This is a genomic window from Bradyrhizobium sp. Tv2a-2 (genome assembly GCF_000472425.1).
Taxonomy (GTDB): Bacteria; Pseudomonadota; Alphaproteobacteria; order Rhizobiales; family Xanthobacteraceae; genus Bradyrhizobium.
In genome coordinates, this window is the sequence record NZ_AXAI01000006.1 from 1 (window position 1) to 16,392 (window position 16,392).

At 60.0% G+C, this 16,392-nt stretch carries 13 protein-coding genes; 5 read left to right on the plus strand and 8 right to left on the minus strand.

Going from position 1 to position 16,392, the window contains the following annotated elements:
- A partial coding sequence (locus A3AI_RS0113245) for a TolC family protein (RefSeq protein ID WP_024516043.1) occupies positions 1-792 on the plus strand: 792 nt, incomplete at its 5' end.
- Positions 793-919: 127 nt separating this feature from the next.
- On the opposite strand, the gene A3AI_RS0113250 is transcribed toward A3AI_RS0113245, so the two are convergent.
- Both A3AI_RS0113250 and A3AI_RS0113260 read right to left on the minus strand, forming a co-directional pair.
- Complete coding sequence (locus tag A3AI_RS0113250; RefSeq protein ID WP_024516044.1) at positions 920-1,159, minus strand: hypothetical protein; 240 nt, start codon at positions 1,157-1,159, stop codon at positions 920-922.
- Between the two features lie 612 nt (positions 1,160-1,771).
- Positions 1,772-1,999, minus strand: a complete 228-nt coding sequence (locus tag A3AI_RS0113260) for a hypothetical protein (protein ID WP_024516046.1) — start codon at positions 1,997-1,999, stop codon at positions 1,772-1,774.
- Positions 2,000-3,302: 1,303 nt separating this feature from the next.
- On the opposite strand from A3AI_RS0113260, the gene A3AI_RS47495 reads away from it, so the two are divergent.
- Together A3AI_RS47495 and A3AI_RS0113275 are read left to right on the plus strand one after the other, a co-directional pair.
- A complete protein-coding gene (locus tag A3AI_RS47495) occupies positions 3,303-3,479 on the plus strand; it encodes a hypothetical protein (protein ID WP_156927765.1) in 177 nt (58 codons plus the stop codon).
- A 209-nt stretch (positions 3,480-3,688) separates the two neighbouring features.
- The gene (locus tag A3AI_RS0113275; protein WP_024516048.1) at positions 3,689-3,922 is read left to right on the plus strand and encodes a hypothetical protein; all 234 of its coding nucleotides are present in this window, start codon (positions 3,689-3,691) and stop codon (positions 3,920-3,922) included.
- A 139-nt stretch (positions 3,923-4,061) separates the two neighbouring features.
- On the opposite strand, the gene A3AI_RS42630 is transcribed toward A3AI_RS0113275, so the two are convergent.
- Together A3AI_RS42630 and galE are read right to left on the minus strand one after the other, a co-directional pair.
- Complete coding sequence (locus A3AI_RS42630) at positions 4,062-4,763, minus strand: Crp/Fnr family transcriptional regulator (protein ID WP_036048227.1); 702 nt, start codon at positions 4,761-4,763, stop codon at positions 4,062-4,064.
- A gap of 344 nt (positions 4,764-5,107) precedes the next feature.
- Complete coding sequence (gene galE / locus A3AI_RS0113285; RefSeq protein ID WP_024516049.1) at positions 5,108-6,118, minus strand: UDP-glucose 4-epimerase GalE; 1,011 nt, start codon at positions 6,116-6,118, stop codon at positions 5,108-5,110.
- A 639-nt stretch (positions 6,119-6,757) separates the two neighbouring features.
- Between galE and A3AI_RS0113290 the strand changes: the two genes are divergently transcribed.
- Positions 6,758-7,816: a glycosyltransferase family 2 protein gene (locus A3AI_RS0113290; protein WP_084800929.1), complete on the plus strand. Its 1,059-nt coding sequence runs from the start codon at positions 6,758-6,760 to the stop codon at positions 7,814-7,816.
- 24 nt (positions 7,817-7,840) lie between these two features.
- Entirely contained in the window at positions 7,841-8,227 is a 387-nt protein-coding gene (locus A3AI_RS50230) for a GtrA family protein (RefSeq protein ID WP_084800909.1), read from the plus strand.
- Positions 8,228-8,519: 292 nt separating this feature from the next.
- On the opposite strand, the gene A3AI_RS0113295 is transcribed toward A3AI_RS50230, so the two are convergent.
- The 4 genes from A3AI_RS0113295 to A3AI_RS46200 all read right to left on the minus strand — a co-directional run bounded on the left by A3AI_RS0113295 (position 8,520) and on the right by A3AI_RS46200 (position 15,694).
- Entirely contained in the window at positions 8,520-9,098 is a 579-nt protein-coding gene (locus tag A3AI_RS0113295; protein WP_024516051.1) for a hypothetical protein, read from the minus strand.
- Positions 9,099-9,486: 388 nt separating this feature from the next.
- On the minus strand, positions 9,487-10,920 hold the full coding sequence (locus A3AI_RS0113300; protein WP_024516052.1) for an HlyD family type I secretion periplasmic adaptor subunit: 1,434 nt from the start codon (positions 10,918-10,920) through the stop codon (positions 9,487-9,489).
- A complete protein-coding gene (locus A3AI_RS42635; protein ID WP_024516053.1) occupies positions 10,907-13,657 on the minus strand; it encodes a type I secretion system permease/ATPase in 2,751 nt (916 codons plus the stop codon). The genes A3AI_RS0113300 and A3AI_RS42635 overlap by 14 nt, the downstream gene beginning before the upstream one ends.
- 78 nt (positions 13,658-13,735) lie before the next feature.
- On the minus strand, positions 13,736-15,694 hold the full coding sequence (locus A3AI_RS46200) for a heparin lyase I family protein (protein WP_084800910.1): 1,959 nt from the start codon (positions 15,692-15,694) through the stop codon (positions 13,736-13,738).
- Positions 15,695-16,392: the final 698 nt, after the last annotated feature.

Here is a 16,392-nt window from a genome sequence, read left to right on the forward strand (position 1 = left end):
AAGACCCAGGAGCTGACCGCCGAGTCCCAACTGAACACGACGCGCTCGAACTACCGCCGTATCATCGGCAGCGAGCCGCGAAATCTCGCGCCCGGCTCGCCGGTCGATCGCTTCCTGCCGGGGACGCTGCAGCAGGCGGTCGATATCAGCCTGATCGAAAATCCCAACGTCACTGCTGCGATGTACGGCATCGACGTGAACTTCCTCACGGTCAAGGTCAATGAAGGGGCGCTGCTGCCGACGGTGAACCTGCAAGCCACGGCGCAGGAGGCCTACGAGCAGACCTTGATCACCCAGCGCTCGTTTAATGCCGGTGTGGCGGCGCAGCTCACCGTTCCGATCTATCAGGGTGGCGCCGAATATTCTCTGATCCGGCAGTCCAAGGAAAATCTGGCACAGCAGCGTCTCACGCTGGAGACCACTCGCGACCAAAGCCGTGCAAGCACCGTGACCGCCTGGGGCCAGCTGGTGGCGGGCAAGGCACAGGTGATCTCCGCGCAGGCCCAGGTGACGGCATCCGAAATCGCGCTGAATGGCGTGCGCGAGGAAGCCAAGGCCGGCCAGCGCACCACGCTCGACGTGCTCAATGCCCAGCAGGCGCTGGTCAACGCGCGCGTTGCGCTTGTCACTGCGCAGCACGATCGCGTGGTCGCATCCTACAGCGTGCTGCAATCGGTTGGACGGTTGTCGCCGCAGGTGCTCAGCCTGCAGACCCCGACCTATGACGCAAGCGTGCACTACCATCAGGTACGTGACAGCTGGGCCGGCATGCGCACACCCGACGGGCGCTAATCGCGCAGACTTAATCTAATGATTGGTGGGGCAGCGTGTCCTGGAAGTGCGCGGAAAAGGCCCCATTAGCGGCGGGCTAATGAGGCCTTCGTGCCGGTCCCCCAAAAGGGATTAGCGGTGCTCTGCTCTACCGCATGCCACTCTTCACAGAGCGCTGAAATATCGCGCCGACTTGGTTCAAAAACATGGCGTTGGCGAGGAAATTTGTCGTCGCCGCGCTGAATTGTGCAAGCGCGACGGAAAAGGCGCTCCGAATCGAGGACTTCAAGGCCATATTCTGTACGGATAGGCTTGAATTGGTACCGGTATCGATCAAGGTATCGGCCAGCCTGCCGATACCGGCGGGACCGCTCAGTTGTGCTCCCATTCGGCCCTTAGCCTGCGCTCGATCTTGTCTGCGTCTTCCTTTGTTAGGTCGGTCGCGGGGTTGGTCCCAATCAGGGCTGGCCCCTTACGCTCCCGATCATAGACCATCCAACCCTTATATCCCTGGCGAACCAGGAATCTGGAGGGGTGAAATGTTTTTTCGCTCGCTACGTTTCTCTCATTGTATGCCATTGAAATGCTCCCAACGAGAGCCGGCGCTCGCAGATCGCCGACCCGGTGCCGCGTCTCAATGTTACAAAGAGTAAATTGGGAATATGCGCCCGAATATGACCAAACTTAAACCCCTCTCACTCCGAGTCTCGCCGGGATAAACCGCCACTCGCTACGGCCGCGAAAAACCTGCTCTGGAGCCAGAGCTGCATCAGCGATTGCGCTGTGTCATTGTCATTTGAGCCCTGATCTCGCGGTCCGCGGGCCGCCTGACGTCGTGGCAACGCGGGTGAAGCGTGGCTAGAGATTGAAGAGTCGGAAGCCTTAGCATTCTGGTGGCCCAAGCGATAAACGCGCTCCCGACTGCCTAGGAGATGAGGGCGGTGGAGCAACGTCAGGGATGTACGTCAACTCTGGCGCTCGGCGGATTTGCTACCAAATCTTAGACCGCCTTCGGATCCTGCAACCGCAAGCGAATGTCCCTGCTCGCCAGCTTCCCTTGCGTCGTTTCGATCACGATATCGACCACGTGAAGCGATTCCGGTGGATCGTAAACATAGGCAATATGCGAGGGTCCCACAATCTCCGGCTCGATCAGGAAGTCGTCGGATCCTAGCGCCTGCGTAATCAGTTTGACCGCTTCGCCATTCTTGATCGGCGAGCTCAGCAATGAATCGATGAGGTCGGCATTGCACGACCGGCTGACCTCAGAAACCGGGACCGGGTCTTACTTCCGCGAGCCTCACTGGTTAGGGGGCGCGTTCGGTCGCGGGTCCTTCGGGCTATTGATCAATCTGCTCCATCATTCAATGTGATTTCAGCCGCTGTTTGTGATCCCGGATGCGCACACGTTCGCGTCGAGGTGGCCCTTCATGACTTGGCCGAGCAGATAGATTGTGCGGCTGGAGCAGAGCCACACGTCGCCAAAGCTCTCCGCCGTGGTCTCCCAATACCTCCTCTGTGCGCTCTATGGCGGCTTCATCATCTGCGCAGTCAACGTCGACTGCGCCCAGGAGTCCGCCGAGTGGATCCAGGATATGGACACGATAGTGGGGCATTGGCATAGCCTCGATTAGTCGCGGCGTCCGAGTTTGCCCCGCTGTGCTCGATCGTGAGGACCCAGACAAAAACCTGCGTTCCAAGCCGCCGTCCATCGGATCGGGACCGGAAGAATTCAAATTTCTCCAAGAGCCTGCCAGGAAAACGAGTGTGCAAAAAGACGTATTCAAGCCGATATTGTGCAGACGAGATTCCCGTCGCGGCTATCGTAATCAAGGCCGATGCTTCGACTGTACCGCGTCCTTAGCCTTCCGAGGAATAGCATCGCGAAGCCTGTTCACCCGGCCGATGACGCCGGCATATCCAGATGGGAGCAGCAGGTCCGAACGGTTGCCCGCGTTGGGCTGCGTCCCGGAACTGCTTCGTCGCCAAGCTATCGCGCCAGGGTGGGTATCGTCGAGGCGTGCGGGTTGTGTTCTCTGTCGTCAACCCGCAGGCAATGCGGTTGGCTGCCAGGGACGAAATGCCGCATAAGCGATTGGAGCATTGTCCCGACTTCGCTGGTCGCGAAGGCCGTGCCTTAAGATGTCGGGCAGGGAGCATTTGTCTCGCCCCAGAAACTGAGATCAGGAGCAGCTCATCGCAGCCAGAGCGCCGCAACCAGAAACAAACTAGAGGCGCAGATCATGCCCTAATGAGATGTCATTTCTCTGTGGTAACAACAAGTGCCAGTTTTCTGTGGTAACGTAGCTGATAGGCGACAGTATATATTGACATTCTAAAAAAATTTTTGAGTGGGAGTCAGAAAGCGAACAGACATTGCATGCGGTCGTCGGCATAGTCACGCTCGGGCAGATTGGAAGTTCATCAAAAAAAGGATTGGACAAGGACGCGGGGTAACCGTGCGGACTCCGCGGCAGCGCGGGCTCGATGCGCGCTTTTTTGAAAGTTCATTTTGGTAGGGGAGTTATGGCGTGAGCGAAAGTAAACTGAAGGCCGGGCCGAACGGAGCGCATGTTTTCAGAATGCCGCGGTTCGGTTTCCCGAACATCGAGTTCGGCAGTTTTGCGAAGCGGGGCGTTGTCCGGGCGCACGAAGTGGGCAAGCCGGTCAGGAAGCGGGCGGCCAAGGCTCTGATCGGAGCGAGCTGAATCGCGGTATCCGATTCATTCCGAATTCCTCCAAGAGGGATCCGGCCGGTTGGAAAAACGCCCGCCCGGTGAGCATCTGCCCATGCTCTCTCATTCCGGACAGGCGCGCAATGCCCCCCAAATCGTAGCACCGACAAAGGGCGTCATCCAATCAGCCAGTCTACTTGGCCGAACCATAACAACGACAAATCAATCCGTGGGAGAGTTGCATGGGAATGGTCATGGTCAAATGCCCGGAAACAGGGCGTGCCATCCCGACCGGTATCGAGACCGATCGCGAGAGCTTTCAGCGCTGCACCGTGTTTTTCGCGCGTACGCTTTGCCCGATCTGCCAAACCGAACACGCCTGGTTCGCGCGGGAGGCCTGGGTCGATGAACCGCGCGGGACATTGCCGCGGCGCTTGCGCTTGGCGCGGCGTTCCTCCGCGCCCGCACAGGTGTGATTCTTCGCGCATCCTGAATCTGTACGGGACCTTGACCTCCGACGAAGAGCCATCGGGGAGCTGTGGAGGGAAACAGCGGGGCGCGCTAACGGGCTGCATCACTGCTCCGAATTGGGGGCGCCATTGCTCTAATGCGCTCTCATCTGAAGACCTCTTCGAGTTGGCGGCGCATGGTCGCGTGACATTCGCACGCCATGATGGAAAGACGGGCGCGATCGATCACGATCTGTCCCCGCTTGTCCGATTTGATAGCTCCAGACGCGCGCAGACTTCGCATCAGGAGTGTCACGGTCGGCCGCCGCACGCCCAGGATATGCGCCAGAGTTTCTTGCGTGAGCGGGAGCACATCGTCATCAATGTGGTCGAGCAAGTGGAGCATCCAGCGCCCCATCCGCGCCTTGACTGGATGCAGTGCGTTGCACGCGGTGCCGAGCTGAAGCTGGATCAGCGTCGCCCTGATGTGGTTCTGCAGTGCAACGCGGATTGCGGAGCTCTTGTTGAAGGCAGCATAAAATCGCGACGCAGAAATCCGTGATGCGGTTCCTGTTATGCGAACGACGGCGGTGATGGCGGAGGGGGAGGGGCCCAACACAGAAAGGCTGCCGATAGCACCTTCGCGCCCGACGAGAGCCGTTGCAACCGTCTGTCCGTTAGCCATCTCCACCATGAGGGAGATGGCGCCGCTATGAGGAAAAAAGACATGCTCAGTGGGGTCGCCTGCCCGGAGAAGGACCGTGTCCTGGTTGAGCGCGACGTTTTCGAACTCGGGCATTAGCAGATCGAAGTCTGCAGCAGGCAGCCTTGCGAGAAGACGGTTGCCACTTCCGCCGGGGTACGTCATTACAGCTTTCCTGCGGTTTGGCAGCACATCTACTTGACGCCGCCCGCATGTCGGCGTTGCCAATCGCAATCCACAATCGCATGATCATGCTCGTCTGATGTCGGACGCAAACGGTCTCGGCTCTATCATTCAACCGTGACGGATTTGGCGAGATTGCGAGTCTGATCCACGTCGGTACGTCTGAGCAAAACCATGTGATCGGCAATTAACTGTAGCGGAACGGCAAATACGATCGGTGCAACGAAGGCCGGCATGTCTGGCAGCAAGATGCTCCTGTAAGGCCTGATCGCGACTTCGCTTTGACTCCTCTGGTCCGTGATGACAATGACGTTGCCGCGCGAAGGCTAGATACGGCGATAGCCGTTAGGGTTCTTCAATTGCCACCGCCAGTGGTCTGCACACATTTGTACCAACGAACGTGCCGAGTGCCAATCCAGGGTTTCTCCCGCAAGGGTCGGGTCGGCATAACAGATGGCCACGTCACCGGCCCGGCGCTCGGCGATTTCATACGGAACAGGCCGGCCACTCACGGCCTCGAACGCCCGAATGACTTCGAGAACGCTGCTGCCGGTGCCCGTTCCAAGATTGAGCGTTAGCAGGCCGGGATGTTTCAGATGGTTCAAGACGCTTAGATGACCTGAAGCAAGATCGACGACATGAATGAAGTCGCGAATTCCGGTGCCATCCGGAGTGTCATAGTTGTTTCCCCAGACTTTCAGCTTCTGTTGTCTTCCAATCGCGACCTGCGCTACAAAGGGCAACAAGTTGTTCGGAACCCCGAGCGGGTCTTCTCCAATGAGGCCGCTCTCATGCGCGCCGACCGGATTGAAGTACCGTAGAATACCGATCCGCCACTCATTGTCGGATGCATAAAGATCCTTCAGCATTTCTTCGATGAAGAACTTTGTTCGGCCATACGGGTTCGTCGGTCCGAGTGGATGCTTCTCGTCGAGCGGCAGATAGGTCGGCACTCCGTAGACGGTTGCGGACGAACTGAAGACGAGCGTCTTTACCTTCGCCTGCTTCATGGCCGAGATAAGCCGCATCGTCCCCGCAACGTTGGTCTCGTAATAGGTCATGGGCCGAGCGTTCGAATCACCCACGGCCTTCAGTCCCGCAAGGTGGATAACGGCAGTCACTCCGCAATCACGGATTATCTCGTAGATTGCCTCTTGATTTCGAATGTCGGCCTGCCGAAAGAGGAGTGAGCGTCCGCACAGGGATTGCACCCGCTCGAGCGACGCTTTGTTGCTGTTGGAGAGATTGTCGACTACGATGACATCCATGCCGGCGTCCAACAATGCCATGCTGACATGGGACCCGATGTAGCCTGCGCCTCCGGTCAATAAAATCATGCAGAACAGGTTCCGAGTTCGGCCAACCAGTGTCGACGTCGTCCGATCCAATTGGTCGGCTTTGACTGAGATGCGTCGTCCGCTGGTTGGCAGACGAAAATGACGCCTTCCAGCACACTCTTGCCAGGGGGCTGAGTGCAACCACCCCGAAGGATTACCTCCCTCGAGCGCGCCCTCTCCATCACCGAGGCGCGGACAATATAGTAGTCTTCAGCGACGATGGCGTGCCATGGTCACGTCGCGTGCGGAGAGAAAAGGGATGGACAGGCGCAGCCTGCCGTACGCTAGGCATGGCTGTTTGATGACAAAGCGCAGGCATTGCCGATCGCGCCGCCGGGTTACCCTTAGCAAGAGGACGAGGGCCGCGTTGCCATGGCTTGACGGCTTACGCTGAGCGGCTGGCCGCGCGGCCTGTTCGGATGAGCGTTGCTGTGACAGGCGGAGCGATCTGTCTCCGCTCGCCATTCGGCACCCATTGTGGCTTCTGCCCAATGCCAGCCCGACAAATGCGGACAGGTGACTAAAAGAGCTTCGAATCGCAATGGTCCCGAGGGATTACTCCGTCTGGAACCGGGTCATTGCATGTCCATTGCGCTAAAGTTTGGCGATTGCGATGCAAACGCAACCGAGTGTCTGCTGATGAGCAACGATATCCTTCAACCCCTCCTGCTTCGACAAGGTAATCCCGGTCTGCGGGGCGAAAGTCTGCGAGGCGAGCGCCCGGATATCGCTCGACCAGTCCTGAACATAGACCGTTCGCAAAGTCTTGATGAAATTCGGTTGGCTGTCCTCATCCCGTGCTACAACGAAGAAGTAGCCGTTGGCGCGACAGTGGAAATGTTTCGAAATGCGATTCCAGGCGCTACAATCTATGTATACGACAACAACTCAGTCGATAATACGAGAGAAGTTGCAGCAGCGGCTGGGGCGGTAGTTAAGCACGAGAGCCGCCAGGGTAAAGGTAACGTCGTCCGGCGTATGTTCGCAGACGTAGATGCTGATGTCTACGTGCTGGTCGATGGAGATGCAACGTATGATGCGGAAGCCGCGCCGAGACTGGTCAAGCGCCTCATTGATGAAGAGCTGGATTTCCTGAATGTCGAGCGGCTATCTGAGCACGTTGAGGCTTACCGGCGAGGGCACCGGCTCGGCAACAGAATACTGAGTGGTCTTGTCGAGAGCATCTTTGGTCGTCAGTTTCGAGACATGCTATCCGGCTACAAAGTGTTCTCGCGGCGCTTTGTGAAATCCTTTCCAGCGATGTCGCGAGGATTCGAGATCGAAACTGAGCTGACGGTCCATGCTCTTGAGCTCCGTATGCCGTGCGCGGAAGACGTAGCGCCCTACAGGGAGCGACCCGCGGGGTCTACAAGCAAACTAAGTACCTACCGAGATGGATTTCGAATTTTAATGTTGATCGCCTCCTTGGTGAAAAGCGAGCATCCTCTTCAGTTTTTCGGCGCTGCTGGATTTGGCTTGATCATTGTTGCGGCGTTACTGTCGATTCCTCTGGTCGAGACGTACATCGAAACGGGCTTAGTGCCGCGTATTCCGACCGCGGTGCTCGTGGTTGGAATGGTAACTGTAGGACTTCTGAGTTGGTTTGCGGGGCTAATCCTGGATGTCGTAACAACGGCGCGGCAGGAGGCAAAAAGGCTTGCCTACCTTAGCTTTGTTCCGGTTCGGAAGAAGCGATGAACCGAGGGGCGCGCTGAGCTTGCAATGGTTCCTGAATTTTTGCGTTTCGCTGTTGTTGGGGCAGTTGGCTTCTTGGCCAATGCTGTTGCTGTGACTGCAGCGTCGCACGTCGTCGACCTCTACACGACGGGGGCAATTGGCTGGCTGGTTGCGGTGACCGTCACTTGGTATCTAAATCGAAACTGGACCTTCCGAAGGGCGCAGAAACGAGGAGCAGTTACTGAATGGGTTAAATTTGCGTGCGCAAACAGCGCGGGGTTCATCGCCTACTTGGCTGCCTATTCCGCCGCTATTACATGGTGCTCAGTGTGTGGCCGCTGGCCGGTATCTGCCGTAGCATTGGGCTCTCTGGCTGGGCTTTTCATCAATTTCGGTCTATCGCGGGAGCTGGTATTCACTAGTCGCTACTAGGTCGTCGTGAGCGCAGGTAACGCGCGGAAGCTGTCACAGAGGCGGAAGCGGACCGCGACGAGGCTACCCCGCGAAACGTTGCCTTGCATTCTGTTCTACTGCACTGAACCATACCATAGACACGCTCGAAACATTTTCGCCCAACTGCGGACACTGTTGCGCAAGGTTGGGAGCGAGCGAACACCCGTTGCTCCCCTTCAACCTACTGTAAATAGCGCCTTCTCGCGTCGGCTATCGCGCAGATGTATAGCAAGATGGGAAAAGACATGAGGACATGATCTGCCCCACGCGCTCAATGCAAGTTGAATCTTGTTTCTCGCAGACGCAAGCCCCATGCAGCGAGCCTCAGCAAAAAAGCCGCGATGGCCATTGCGGTGAAGGGCAGATATTCAACGATATGTCGGACCCCACCATGCAACGGATCTTGCATGAAATCCTTCAGAAACGCGACGAGTATGATATTCATGCCGACCGTCCGTAACTGCCACCACAGCTTCGGACCAAGCATCCTGTGTAGGTTTCCAAAGGATAATAATGCGAGAATGAAGATCAGGGCCGCAACCGGTCCAAAAAAGAGGAATATGCCGATTGGCGGCGCAGAGCCGATCCAGCAGAGCCAGCTGACCAGAGTAAGATGAACCAGGAACGCCGCTGCGAAAGCGAGGCCAAGCTCCCGGCCGAGTTTCTTCAGCGGTAGAAACGCCGCGCCAAACAGGCTCGCCAACGCCCCTCCGGCATATGCCGCCCAGAACCAAAGAAAAGCCACGCGCCCCGTGGTATCGAGCGCTAGTGAAGTACCATGAGCGCTAGCGCCGTTAATCGCAAGTATGATGGCCGCCAAAAGCAGATTGGCGCCAAGCGCCGTGCCCATCCACCATTCTGCAGACTTAGGTCGCATCTTCGGCGCCCCGGCCCCCCAGAGGCACTCTAGACTGGCACCTCGCGGGCGGTCACGTCAAAGGCAAAATAAAAAGTCGGAGCAGTAAAGCGTTTTCCCGGCTGCAGCTGTCGGGTTACCCAAAGTTTGCTGCAGTCGCTAGCCCGCAATGGTCAACCTACCTTCCTGACCTCTCGCTGCCGTACTTAGCGCGCTTCGCTCGGCAGGGAAACAGCCGGGCTTTCGCGCTCTGGTCACGTCCGGCTTGCCCGGCGGGCTGATCAAACCGCCGGCGGCTTAGTGAAGGACAACCGGGACGCTCGCTTGCGCCGAGACTCTTGCTGCGCGTGGCAATTCGCGCGCAGCGCCAACAAAGCGATTCCTACCGTTCTCGCAGGGCCTCATGTTCGTATTTGGCGAGCGGCGAGAGCAGATAGTTAATGATCCGGCGTGAGCCGGTTTTCATTTCCACCGTGACTGCCATGCCCGGGCCGAGGTCGACGGTCCGATCTCCGGCCTTCAACTGATTCTCGTCGAGCGATACACGGGCGGCATACACGAGATCGTCCTGCCCCTGCTGGCTATTTCCCGTTGCGCCCTGAGCACGATTCCTGGGCTCGGCCACGTCCCGGCCGTCGCGCGCGATGGTATCGGGCGAGACGCTCAGGACCCGGCCATGGAGCACGCCATAGCGGGTGTAGTTGAAGGTGTGGACCTTGATCTCGACGTCTTGTCCGGTGTGCACGAAGCCGACGTCGTCGTTGGCCAGGGTCGCCTCGATCTCGAGATGGCTATCCTGCGGGACCACGACGGCGAGCACCTGGGCCGGGGTGACAACGCCTCCTATTGTATGCACGGCAAGCTGCTGGACGAGGCCGTCGACCGGGGCGACCAGATCATGGAGCTTGGTCCGCCGATCCGCCTTGATCTCGTCCTGGGCGCCGCCGGCGGCCTTCTGCTCGGCCTTAGCGAGTTCGTCATAAAGGGTGCGCCGGAACTCTGCCGCGGTCCTGTCGCGTGTCTCCTTAAGCGCAGCAAGCCCCGCCTCGGCCTCCTTCAACCTGCTCCGCTGAATGAGGAGATCCTGCTGCTGGCTCACCAGATCTTGGTAATCGCTCAGATAGGTCATCTTCGACCCGAGGCCCTTGTCGGACAGGTATTTGCGAGTGTCGACTCGCTCCTGCAACGGCGGGATGGTGGCCTCGAGCTTGGCAATACTGGCCTCGACCGTTTGACGCTCTGCGTCCTTCTGGGACGTCTGACGGCCGAGTTCGGCGAGCTTGGCGCGTTGTTCGGAGGTCTGGCTGATCAGGAATTGCCGGTGCATTTCGATCTGCGCGGCCGTCGCGCCCGCGGGTGGATGGAAATTCGCCAGCGGATCAGCGCCGTCAGAGAGCATCGCCTGCAGCCGCGCGACGTCGAGCCGGGCGGCGATGAGATCGGCCTTGACGTGACCCTGTTCGGCCGCAGTCATGGTCGGATCAAGCTCGATCAGGCTTTCGCCGGCGTGGACCTGTTGGCCCTCGTGAACGCGGATGGCGCGCACGACGCCGGTCTCGAGCGGCTGGATCAGCTTGGTCCTGCCGCTGGGGATGATCTTTCCCGTGGCCGTGGCGACGATGTCGACCTTGCCGAAGGTGGCCCATGCCAGCGCCACGCAGAAGATGGCGATAATCACCGCGCCGACGGCACGCCCGACCGGAGATGGTGGCGTCTCGGCAATCTCCAGCGCTGCCGGCAGGAAGGCGAGCTCGTAGTTCTGGCGGCGAAGCGGGCGTTTGGGAAAGGAAACGACGGAATTGTTAGCGGACGCCATGAATGCCTGCCTGCAGGAAGTGGAGTTTCGCGTAACGGCCGTTCGAGTGGATGAGCTGGTCGTGAGTACCGTCCTCGACGACGCGACCGGCTTCAAGGGTAATGATGCGGTCGGCGGTTCGTACCGTCGAGAGGCGATGAGCAATGATGAACACAGTCCGCCCCGCAGCGATCTGCCTCATGTTCTGCTGAATGGCTCGCTCGCTTTCGTAGTCGAGCGCGCTCGTCGCTTCGTCGAAGATCAGAATGCGGGGGTCCGCGATGAGAGCACGTGCCACTGCGATGCGTTGGCGTTGTCCGCCAGAGAGGGTCGATCCGCGCTCGCCGACAACGGTGTCGTAGCCTTCGGGCAGAGCGAGGATGAAGTCGTGTGCTCCGGCGAGCTGGGCAGCAACGAAAACGCGCTCCATCGGCATCATCGGATCGGACAGCGCGATGTTTTCGCGGATCGTCGTGTTGAATAGTACGTTTTCCTGCAGCACAACGCCGATCTGTCGCCGCAGCCAGGCGGGATCGACCATCGTCAGGTCAATGCCGTCGACGAGCACGCGTCCGCGCTCCGGAACATAAAGCCGCTGGACCAGCTTGGTGAGCGTGCTCTTGCCAGAGCCGGACGAGCCGACGATGCCGACCACCTGACCGGGTTCGACATCGAAGCTCAGGTCGTGCAGTGTCTCAGGACCGTCCGGTCGGTAGCGGAAGGTGACGTGATCGAAGGTGACGCGGCCGCGGATTGGCGGAAGCGGCGCGCGGCTCGGGCTCTGGGTCGGCTCCGGCAGGGCGTTGAGCACGTCGCCCAGTCGTTCCACCGAGAGGCGGGCCTGGTGGAAATCCTGCCAGATCTGGGCCAGTCTCAGCACCGGCGCACTGACGCGGCTCGACAGCATGTTGAAGGCGACAAGTTCGCCGACGCTCAGTGAGCCGCCAATGACGAGTTTGGCGCCGAGATAGAGTGTCGTCGCGGCGACAAGCTTATTGATGAGCTGGACGGTCTCGCTCGCCACGTTGTTGAGGCTCACGACGCGGAAGCTGGAAGCGACGTAGCCGGCGAGTTGCTCCTCCCATCTCCGCTGCATTTGCGGCTCAACCGCCATGGCCTTCAACGTCTCGATCCCGGTGACGCTCTCGACCAGGAACGCCTGATTCTCCGCGCCGCGGCGGAATTTCTCGTCAAGGCGCCGGCGGAATAGAGGGGTCAGCCCGGCCGAGATGCCGATGTAAAGCGGGAATGCCGCCACGGCCACGAGCGTTAGCTCAGGCGAATAGTACAGCATCACAGCGAGGAAGACGAACGTGAACAGCAGGTCGAGCACAAGCGTGAGCGCCGACCCGGTGATGAACTGGCGGATATTTTCGAGTTCGCGCACGCGGGCGACCGAGTCGCCGACGCGGCGTGACTGGAAATAACCGATCGGCAGCGAGATCAGGTGGCGGAACAGGCGAGCGCCGAGTTCCACGTCGATGCGATTGGTGGTGTGGGCGAACATATAGGTCCGCAGACCGCCGAGCGTCGCCTCGAAGATGCCCATTGCGACAAGGCCAAAGACGAGAACATCGAGCGTGCTCAGGCTGCGATGCACCAGCACCTTGTCGATGATGACCTGGAAGAATAGCGGGGAGATCAGCGCGAAAAGCTGGAGGAAGAGTGAGGCCGTCAGCACTTCGGCGAGCATGCGCCGGTACTTGCCGATCGCGCCCAAGAACCAGGTGATATCGAAGCGCCGCGAAAGATCCGTCAGGCCCGCGCGGCGCGCCATCAGGATCAGTCCGCCGCTCCAGATGGCCTCGAACTCGTCCCGCGTCATCGTCTCGGGCCGCTGCTCCGTTGGGCGCTGCACCAGCACCTTGTCGGAGGCGGCCCTGCCGAGGATGAGGAAGCTGCCGTCGCGGAGTATGGCGATGCCCGGCAGCGGCGTTTTCTCCAGTCGGTCCCAGTTCGTCGAGAGGACGCGTGCCTTGAGGTCCATTTCCTTGGCGCAGCGGAGCATTTCGGCGACGCCGATGCGCGGCGATCCGATGCTGTGACGGATCTGCTCCGGCTCGGCGCCGATACCGTGGCAGCGCAACAGGATCGTCAGTGACAGCAACGCTGATTCGGTCGCAGCCGGGTCTTGAGCGGCGGCTTCATCATTTGGCACGAACTGATGAAGCGTGGGGTCCTCCGATGTGGACCGCAACCATTGCCACAGCCTCTCGGCGATGGTGCGAGCGCGTCCGACAGCGGCGATGGTCAGGCGGCCGGCAGCACCGACGTCGAGGCGCGGCAGATAGCCAAGAAGATTGGGTAGACGGACGCGTCCGAGCTTGGTGTCCTTCCAGCTCCTCCGGACGGCGAGGGCGACGACACGGCCGTCCCAAAGACGCTCCAATTCCTCCTGCGACATGTATCGCGGCCGTCGCGACGTGAGGTCGGCCGTTACGACACGATCTTGGACGATCTGGCCGAGAAGCAGGAAGCCACCGCTTCGAAGCACGGCGATAGCCGGCAAAGAAAGGCGTGCGAGGCCCGCCCAGTCGCTATTGTGTGCCCGCAACTTGATCCCAAGCGCGCGGCCGCAACTCAGCATCTGGGTAACGTCGAATACGTTCCCCTTGCAGTGCTGACGGACTTCATCGGGCCCGACACTGCGCCCGTGGAGGCGCGACAGAATCGTCAGTGCGGTGACGCCCTGCTCGAATGTGTTGTCGCTCTGCGCAGCCTGCGGCCGCTTCGGCTTTGTCGTCGTCGTCGTGGTCATGTCCTGAAGCTCCGGCCCCGCGACATCGTGACCGCCCCGATGGGGCGGTCCGACGCCGCGGGTCCCTGGTTGGCTGGGTTAGTGCAGAGACCTGGTGAGGAGAGTCCCCTGCTGCTGGGATGACGCGGCCAATGGCGTCGTCGCTTGTCCGAAATGCGACTCGCCGCTGAAGTCGTTTGCCATCATCTGATTGAGGAGGGCGTATGCTCTCGCGCCGGCGCTTGAGGTCGAACTGGTCGTCGTGCTGGTGAGGCTGGGCACCGCACTGGACCTCGATGCTCCAGCTTCGCTGAGCGTCGTCGCCGCAGGGGCGAAACCGGAATGATCCTGGAACCACTGAGCGATGCTGATGCGGCCCGCCGTCGATTGGTTCGACGAAGTGCTCGACGTCGTCGTGGACGTTCCGGAGTTCGTTGCAGCTGACGTCGCCGGCGATGTTACAGAGCTGCCGGTTGAGGTAGTAGCTGCGTGATGATGATCACGCCACCAATGGTGATCCGAAGAGCCTGACGACGTGCCGCTGCCCGACGAACTCGTTGACGTGCCGGAGCTCGTCGTGGTTGCCGGAGGATCAACCACCGTGATGGTCTGGGCCGCGCTCGTGACCGGGGTGCCAGTGGCATCGTGCGCGGTCACCGTCAGCGTCGCGGTCGGATGACCCCGCCCGGGGAAGGAGGAGCTCAGCGAGAGACCGCTGTTGACCTCGGCCGCGGTCAGCGTGACCGAACTTCCGCTGAAGGTCTTGCCGTCCAGCTTGTCGGTGATGGTCTCGTATTTCGGCAGTCCGGAGATGGTGACCGTCACGTTGTCGCCCACGTGGGGCACGCTCACGCCGAGGCCCAGGGATACCTGGCCGCCGGGGCTTACCGACAGCGAATGGTCGGCCACGGTGAGGGTGGGCGCTTTCGGGGTGGTCGTGCTTCCTGATCCGCTGCTGCTACCGGATGAAGTGCCGCCGGTCGGATCGGTCACGGTTGTGCCGCCGCTGCTGCCAGTCGAGCTGGAGCCGGTGGACGAACCGGTGCTGCTGCCAGTCGAGCCGGAGCCGGTGGAGGTGGAACCGGTGCTGCTGCCAGTCGAGCTGGAGCCGGTGGACGAGGAACCGGTGCTGCTGCCAGTCGAGCCGGAGCCGGTGGACGAGGAACCGGTGCTGCTGCCAGTCGAGCTGGAGCCGGTGGACGAACCGGTGCTGCTGCCAGTCGAGCCGGAGCCGGTGGACGTGGAACCGGTGCTGCTGCCAGACGAGGTTGACCCGCCGGAGGTGGAACCGGTGCTGCTGCCCGTTGTCGTGCCGGACGAGGAGCTGCCGCCCACACCCGTCCAACTGGCGGCCTGCGCCCCAGTGACCATCGTCGTATTGCGGAAATCGGCGGTAACCGTCTCGGTTGGACCCGCGTTCCGATAGAGTCCTTCCTCCCAATAGGTGGGGGCTCCATAGCCCAGCGGACCCGAATAATTCACGACCTGGGTGCCGTTGACCGAGACGTGCAGATAACCGCCGCCGGTGTTGGATACATTGGCCTGTATTTGAATATTATTATACTGGCCAGGTGTAATGGGATTGGGGTCGGTCCAGAGCGTCAGCATAGTTGGACTGCCGGGATTCTGACCGGGGGAGGAGTAGCGAGCAACAACTTGCAGATGATTGCCAGCAAGTTGAATCGCAAACGGGGGCGAGGTCGCGACACCACTCACTTCGTCTTCGTTGTGCATTTCTCCGGTGACAAACCATGACGCCGTGTTCGTGAACGTGTTGTTGGGCCCGTTCGGCTGCACCATAAACTGATAGTCGATGGCAACCGGAGTCCCCGGCTGAATGTAGCCGCCCGCGGAACCGTCAACTTCGGCGCGATCCTTACTCGAGGGATCGAACCAGGCGTGATCGCCCGGCTGGATCTCGAATTGCAAAGTCTGCGGATCGGGGTTGGTCAGGCTATAGCTCCGGCCCGCCGTCTCAACTTCGAATGCGGCGCCACCGATATCAATGTAGGTTTTCGGTGCGGGCGCAAATTTTGTAATCGTGCCGGTTGTATCCAATTTCAGATCTCCATCGCGTTAGGATGTTGAGTTGACGAGGGCATTCCACTGCCCGCGTGTCGCAAGGCGCGGCGCGCGACATACTTCACATTCGCGGCTGGCGCGGCGAACAGACTTCAAAGCAGCGAGTTGGATGTTGTCGTGTCCCCCCAACTGCTGGCCGGATGGTTAATGAGCGAGTATGGCGAAAAAAATAGGTGAGCATGGCGATAATTAGAAACGCACAGCCCGCCTGCGGCATGTGCGGCATGTCCCTGCCATAGCTGCTGAATTCGTCGAGACTGCCTTTGGGATAAGCGAAAAAGACCTGCGCCGATGGTATCAATGTATGTGCTTATCGCGTGGATAATCTTGTTTGTGCTGCAAATGGCTCGGCGCGGCGCCGGCAAAGTTGTGTGCGCGAATGGTCCGGCGTCTCGTTGCGCGTGATTTCGTCCTCACCGGCTGCGTCTGAAAGGCACTTCCATACCGACATAAGTACCTGGCCCGCAGACCAATGGTAGCTCGGTTCGCGAGCGAAATCGTTTGGCAGCGCTGCTGTCACGCTTGATCAATGAGCGGATGCCGATTGCTTAGCTTCCGCGTGCTCAGCTTCAGCGGCGATTGCGGATCAGGTCGGGCTCGGTGTTACGCACGGACTTACGCAGATGGGCGCGGTCGAGAATTAGTTCATCACCGGCTACCGCCAATGGGCAGCC

Bases quoted from the DNA above. Each gene is read 5' to 3' on its own strand.
- A3AI_RS0113250 (WP_024516044.1), bottom strand. From the start codon at position 1,159: ATGGGAGCACAACTGAGCGGTCCCGCCGGTATCGGCAGGCTGGCCGAT.
- A3AI_RS0113275 (WP_024516048.1), top strand. From the start codon at position 3,689: ATGGGAATGGTCATGGTCAAATGCCCGGAAACAGGGCGTGCCATCCCG.
- A3AI_RS42630 (WP_036048227.1), bottom strand. From the start codon at position 4,763: ATGACGTACCCCGGCGGAAGTGGCAACCGTCTTCTCGCAAGGCTGCCT.
- galE (WP_024516049.1), bottom strand. From the start codon at position 6,118: ATGATTTTATTGACCGGAGGCGCAGGCTACATCGGGTCCCATGTCAGC.
- A3AI_RS0113290 (WP_084800929.1), top strand. From the start codon at position 6,758: ATGAGCAACGATATCCTTCAACCCCTCCTGCTTCGACAAGGTAATCCC.
- A3AI_RS50230 (WP_084800909.1), top strand. From the start codon at position 7,841: ATGGTTCCTGAATTTTTGCGTTTCGCTGTTGTTGGGGCAGTTGGCTTC.
- A3AI_RS0113295 (WP_024516051.1), bottom strand. From the start codon at position 9,098: ATGGGCACGGCGCTTGGCGCCAATCTGCTTTTGGCGGCCATCATACTT.
- A3AI_RS0113300 (WP_024516052.1), bottom strand. From the start codon at position 10,920: ATGGCGTCCGCTAACAATTCCGTCGTTTCCTTTCCCAAACGCCCGCTT.
- A3AI_RS42635 (WP_024516053.1), bottom strand. From the start codon at position 13,657: ATGACCACGACGACGACGACAAAGCCGAAGCGGCCGCAGGCTGCGCAG.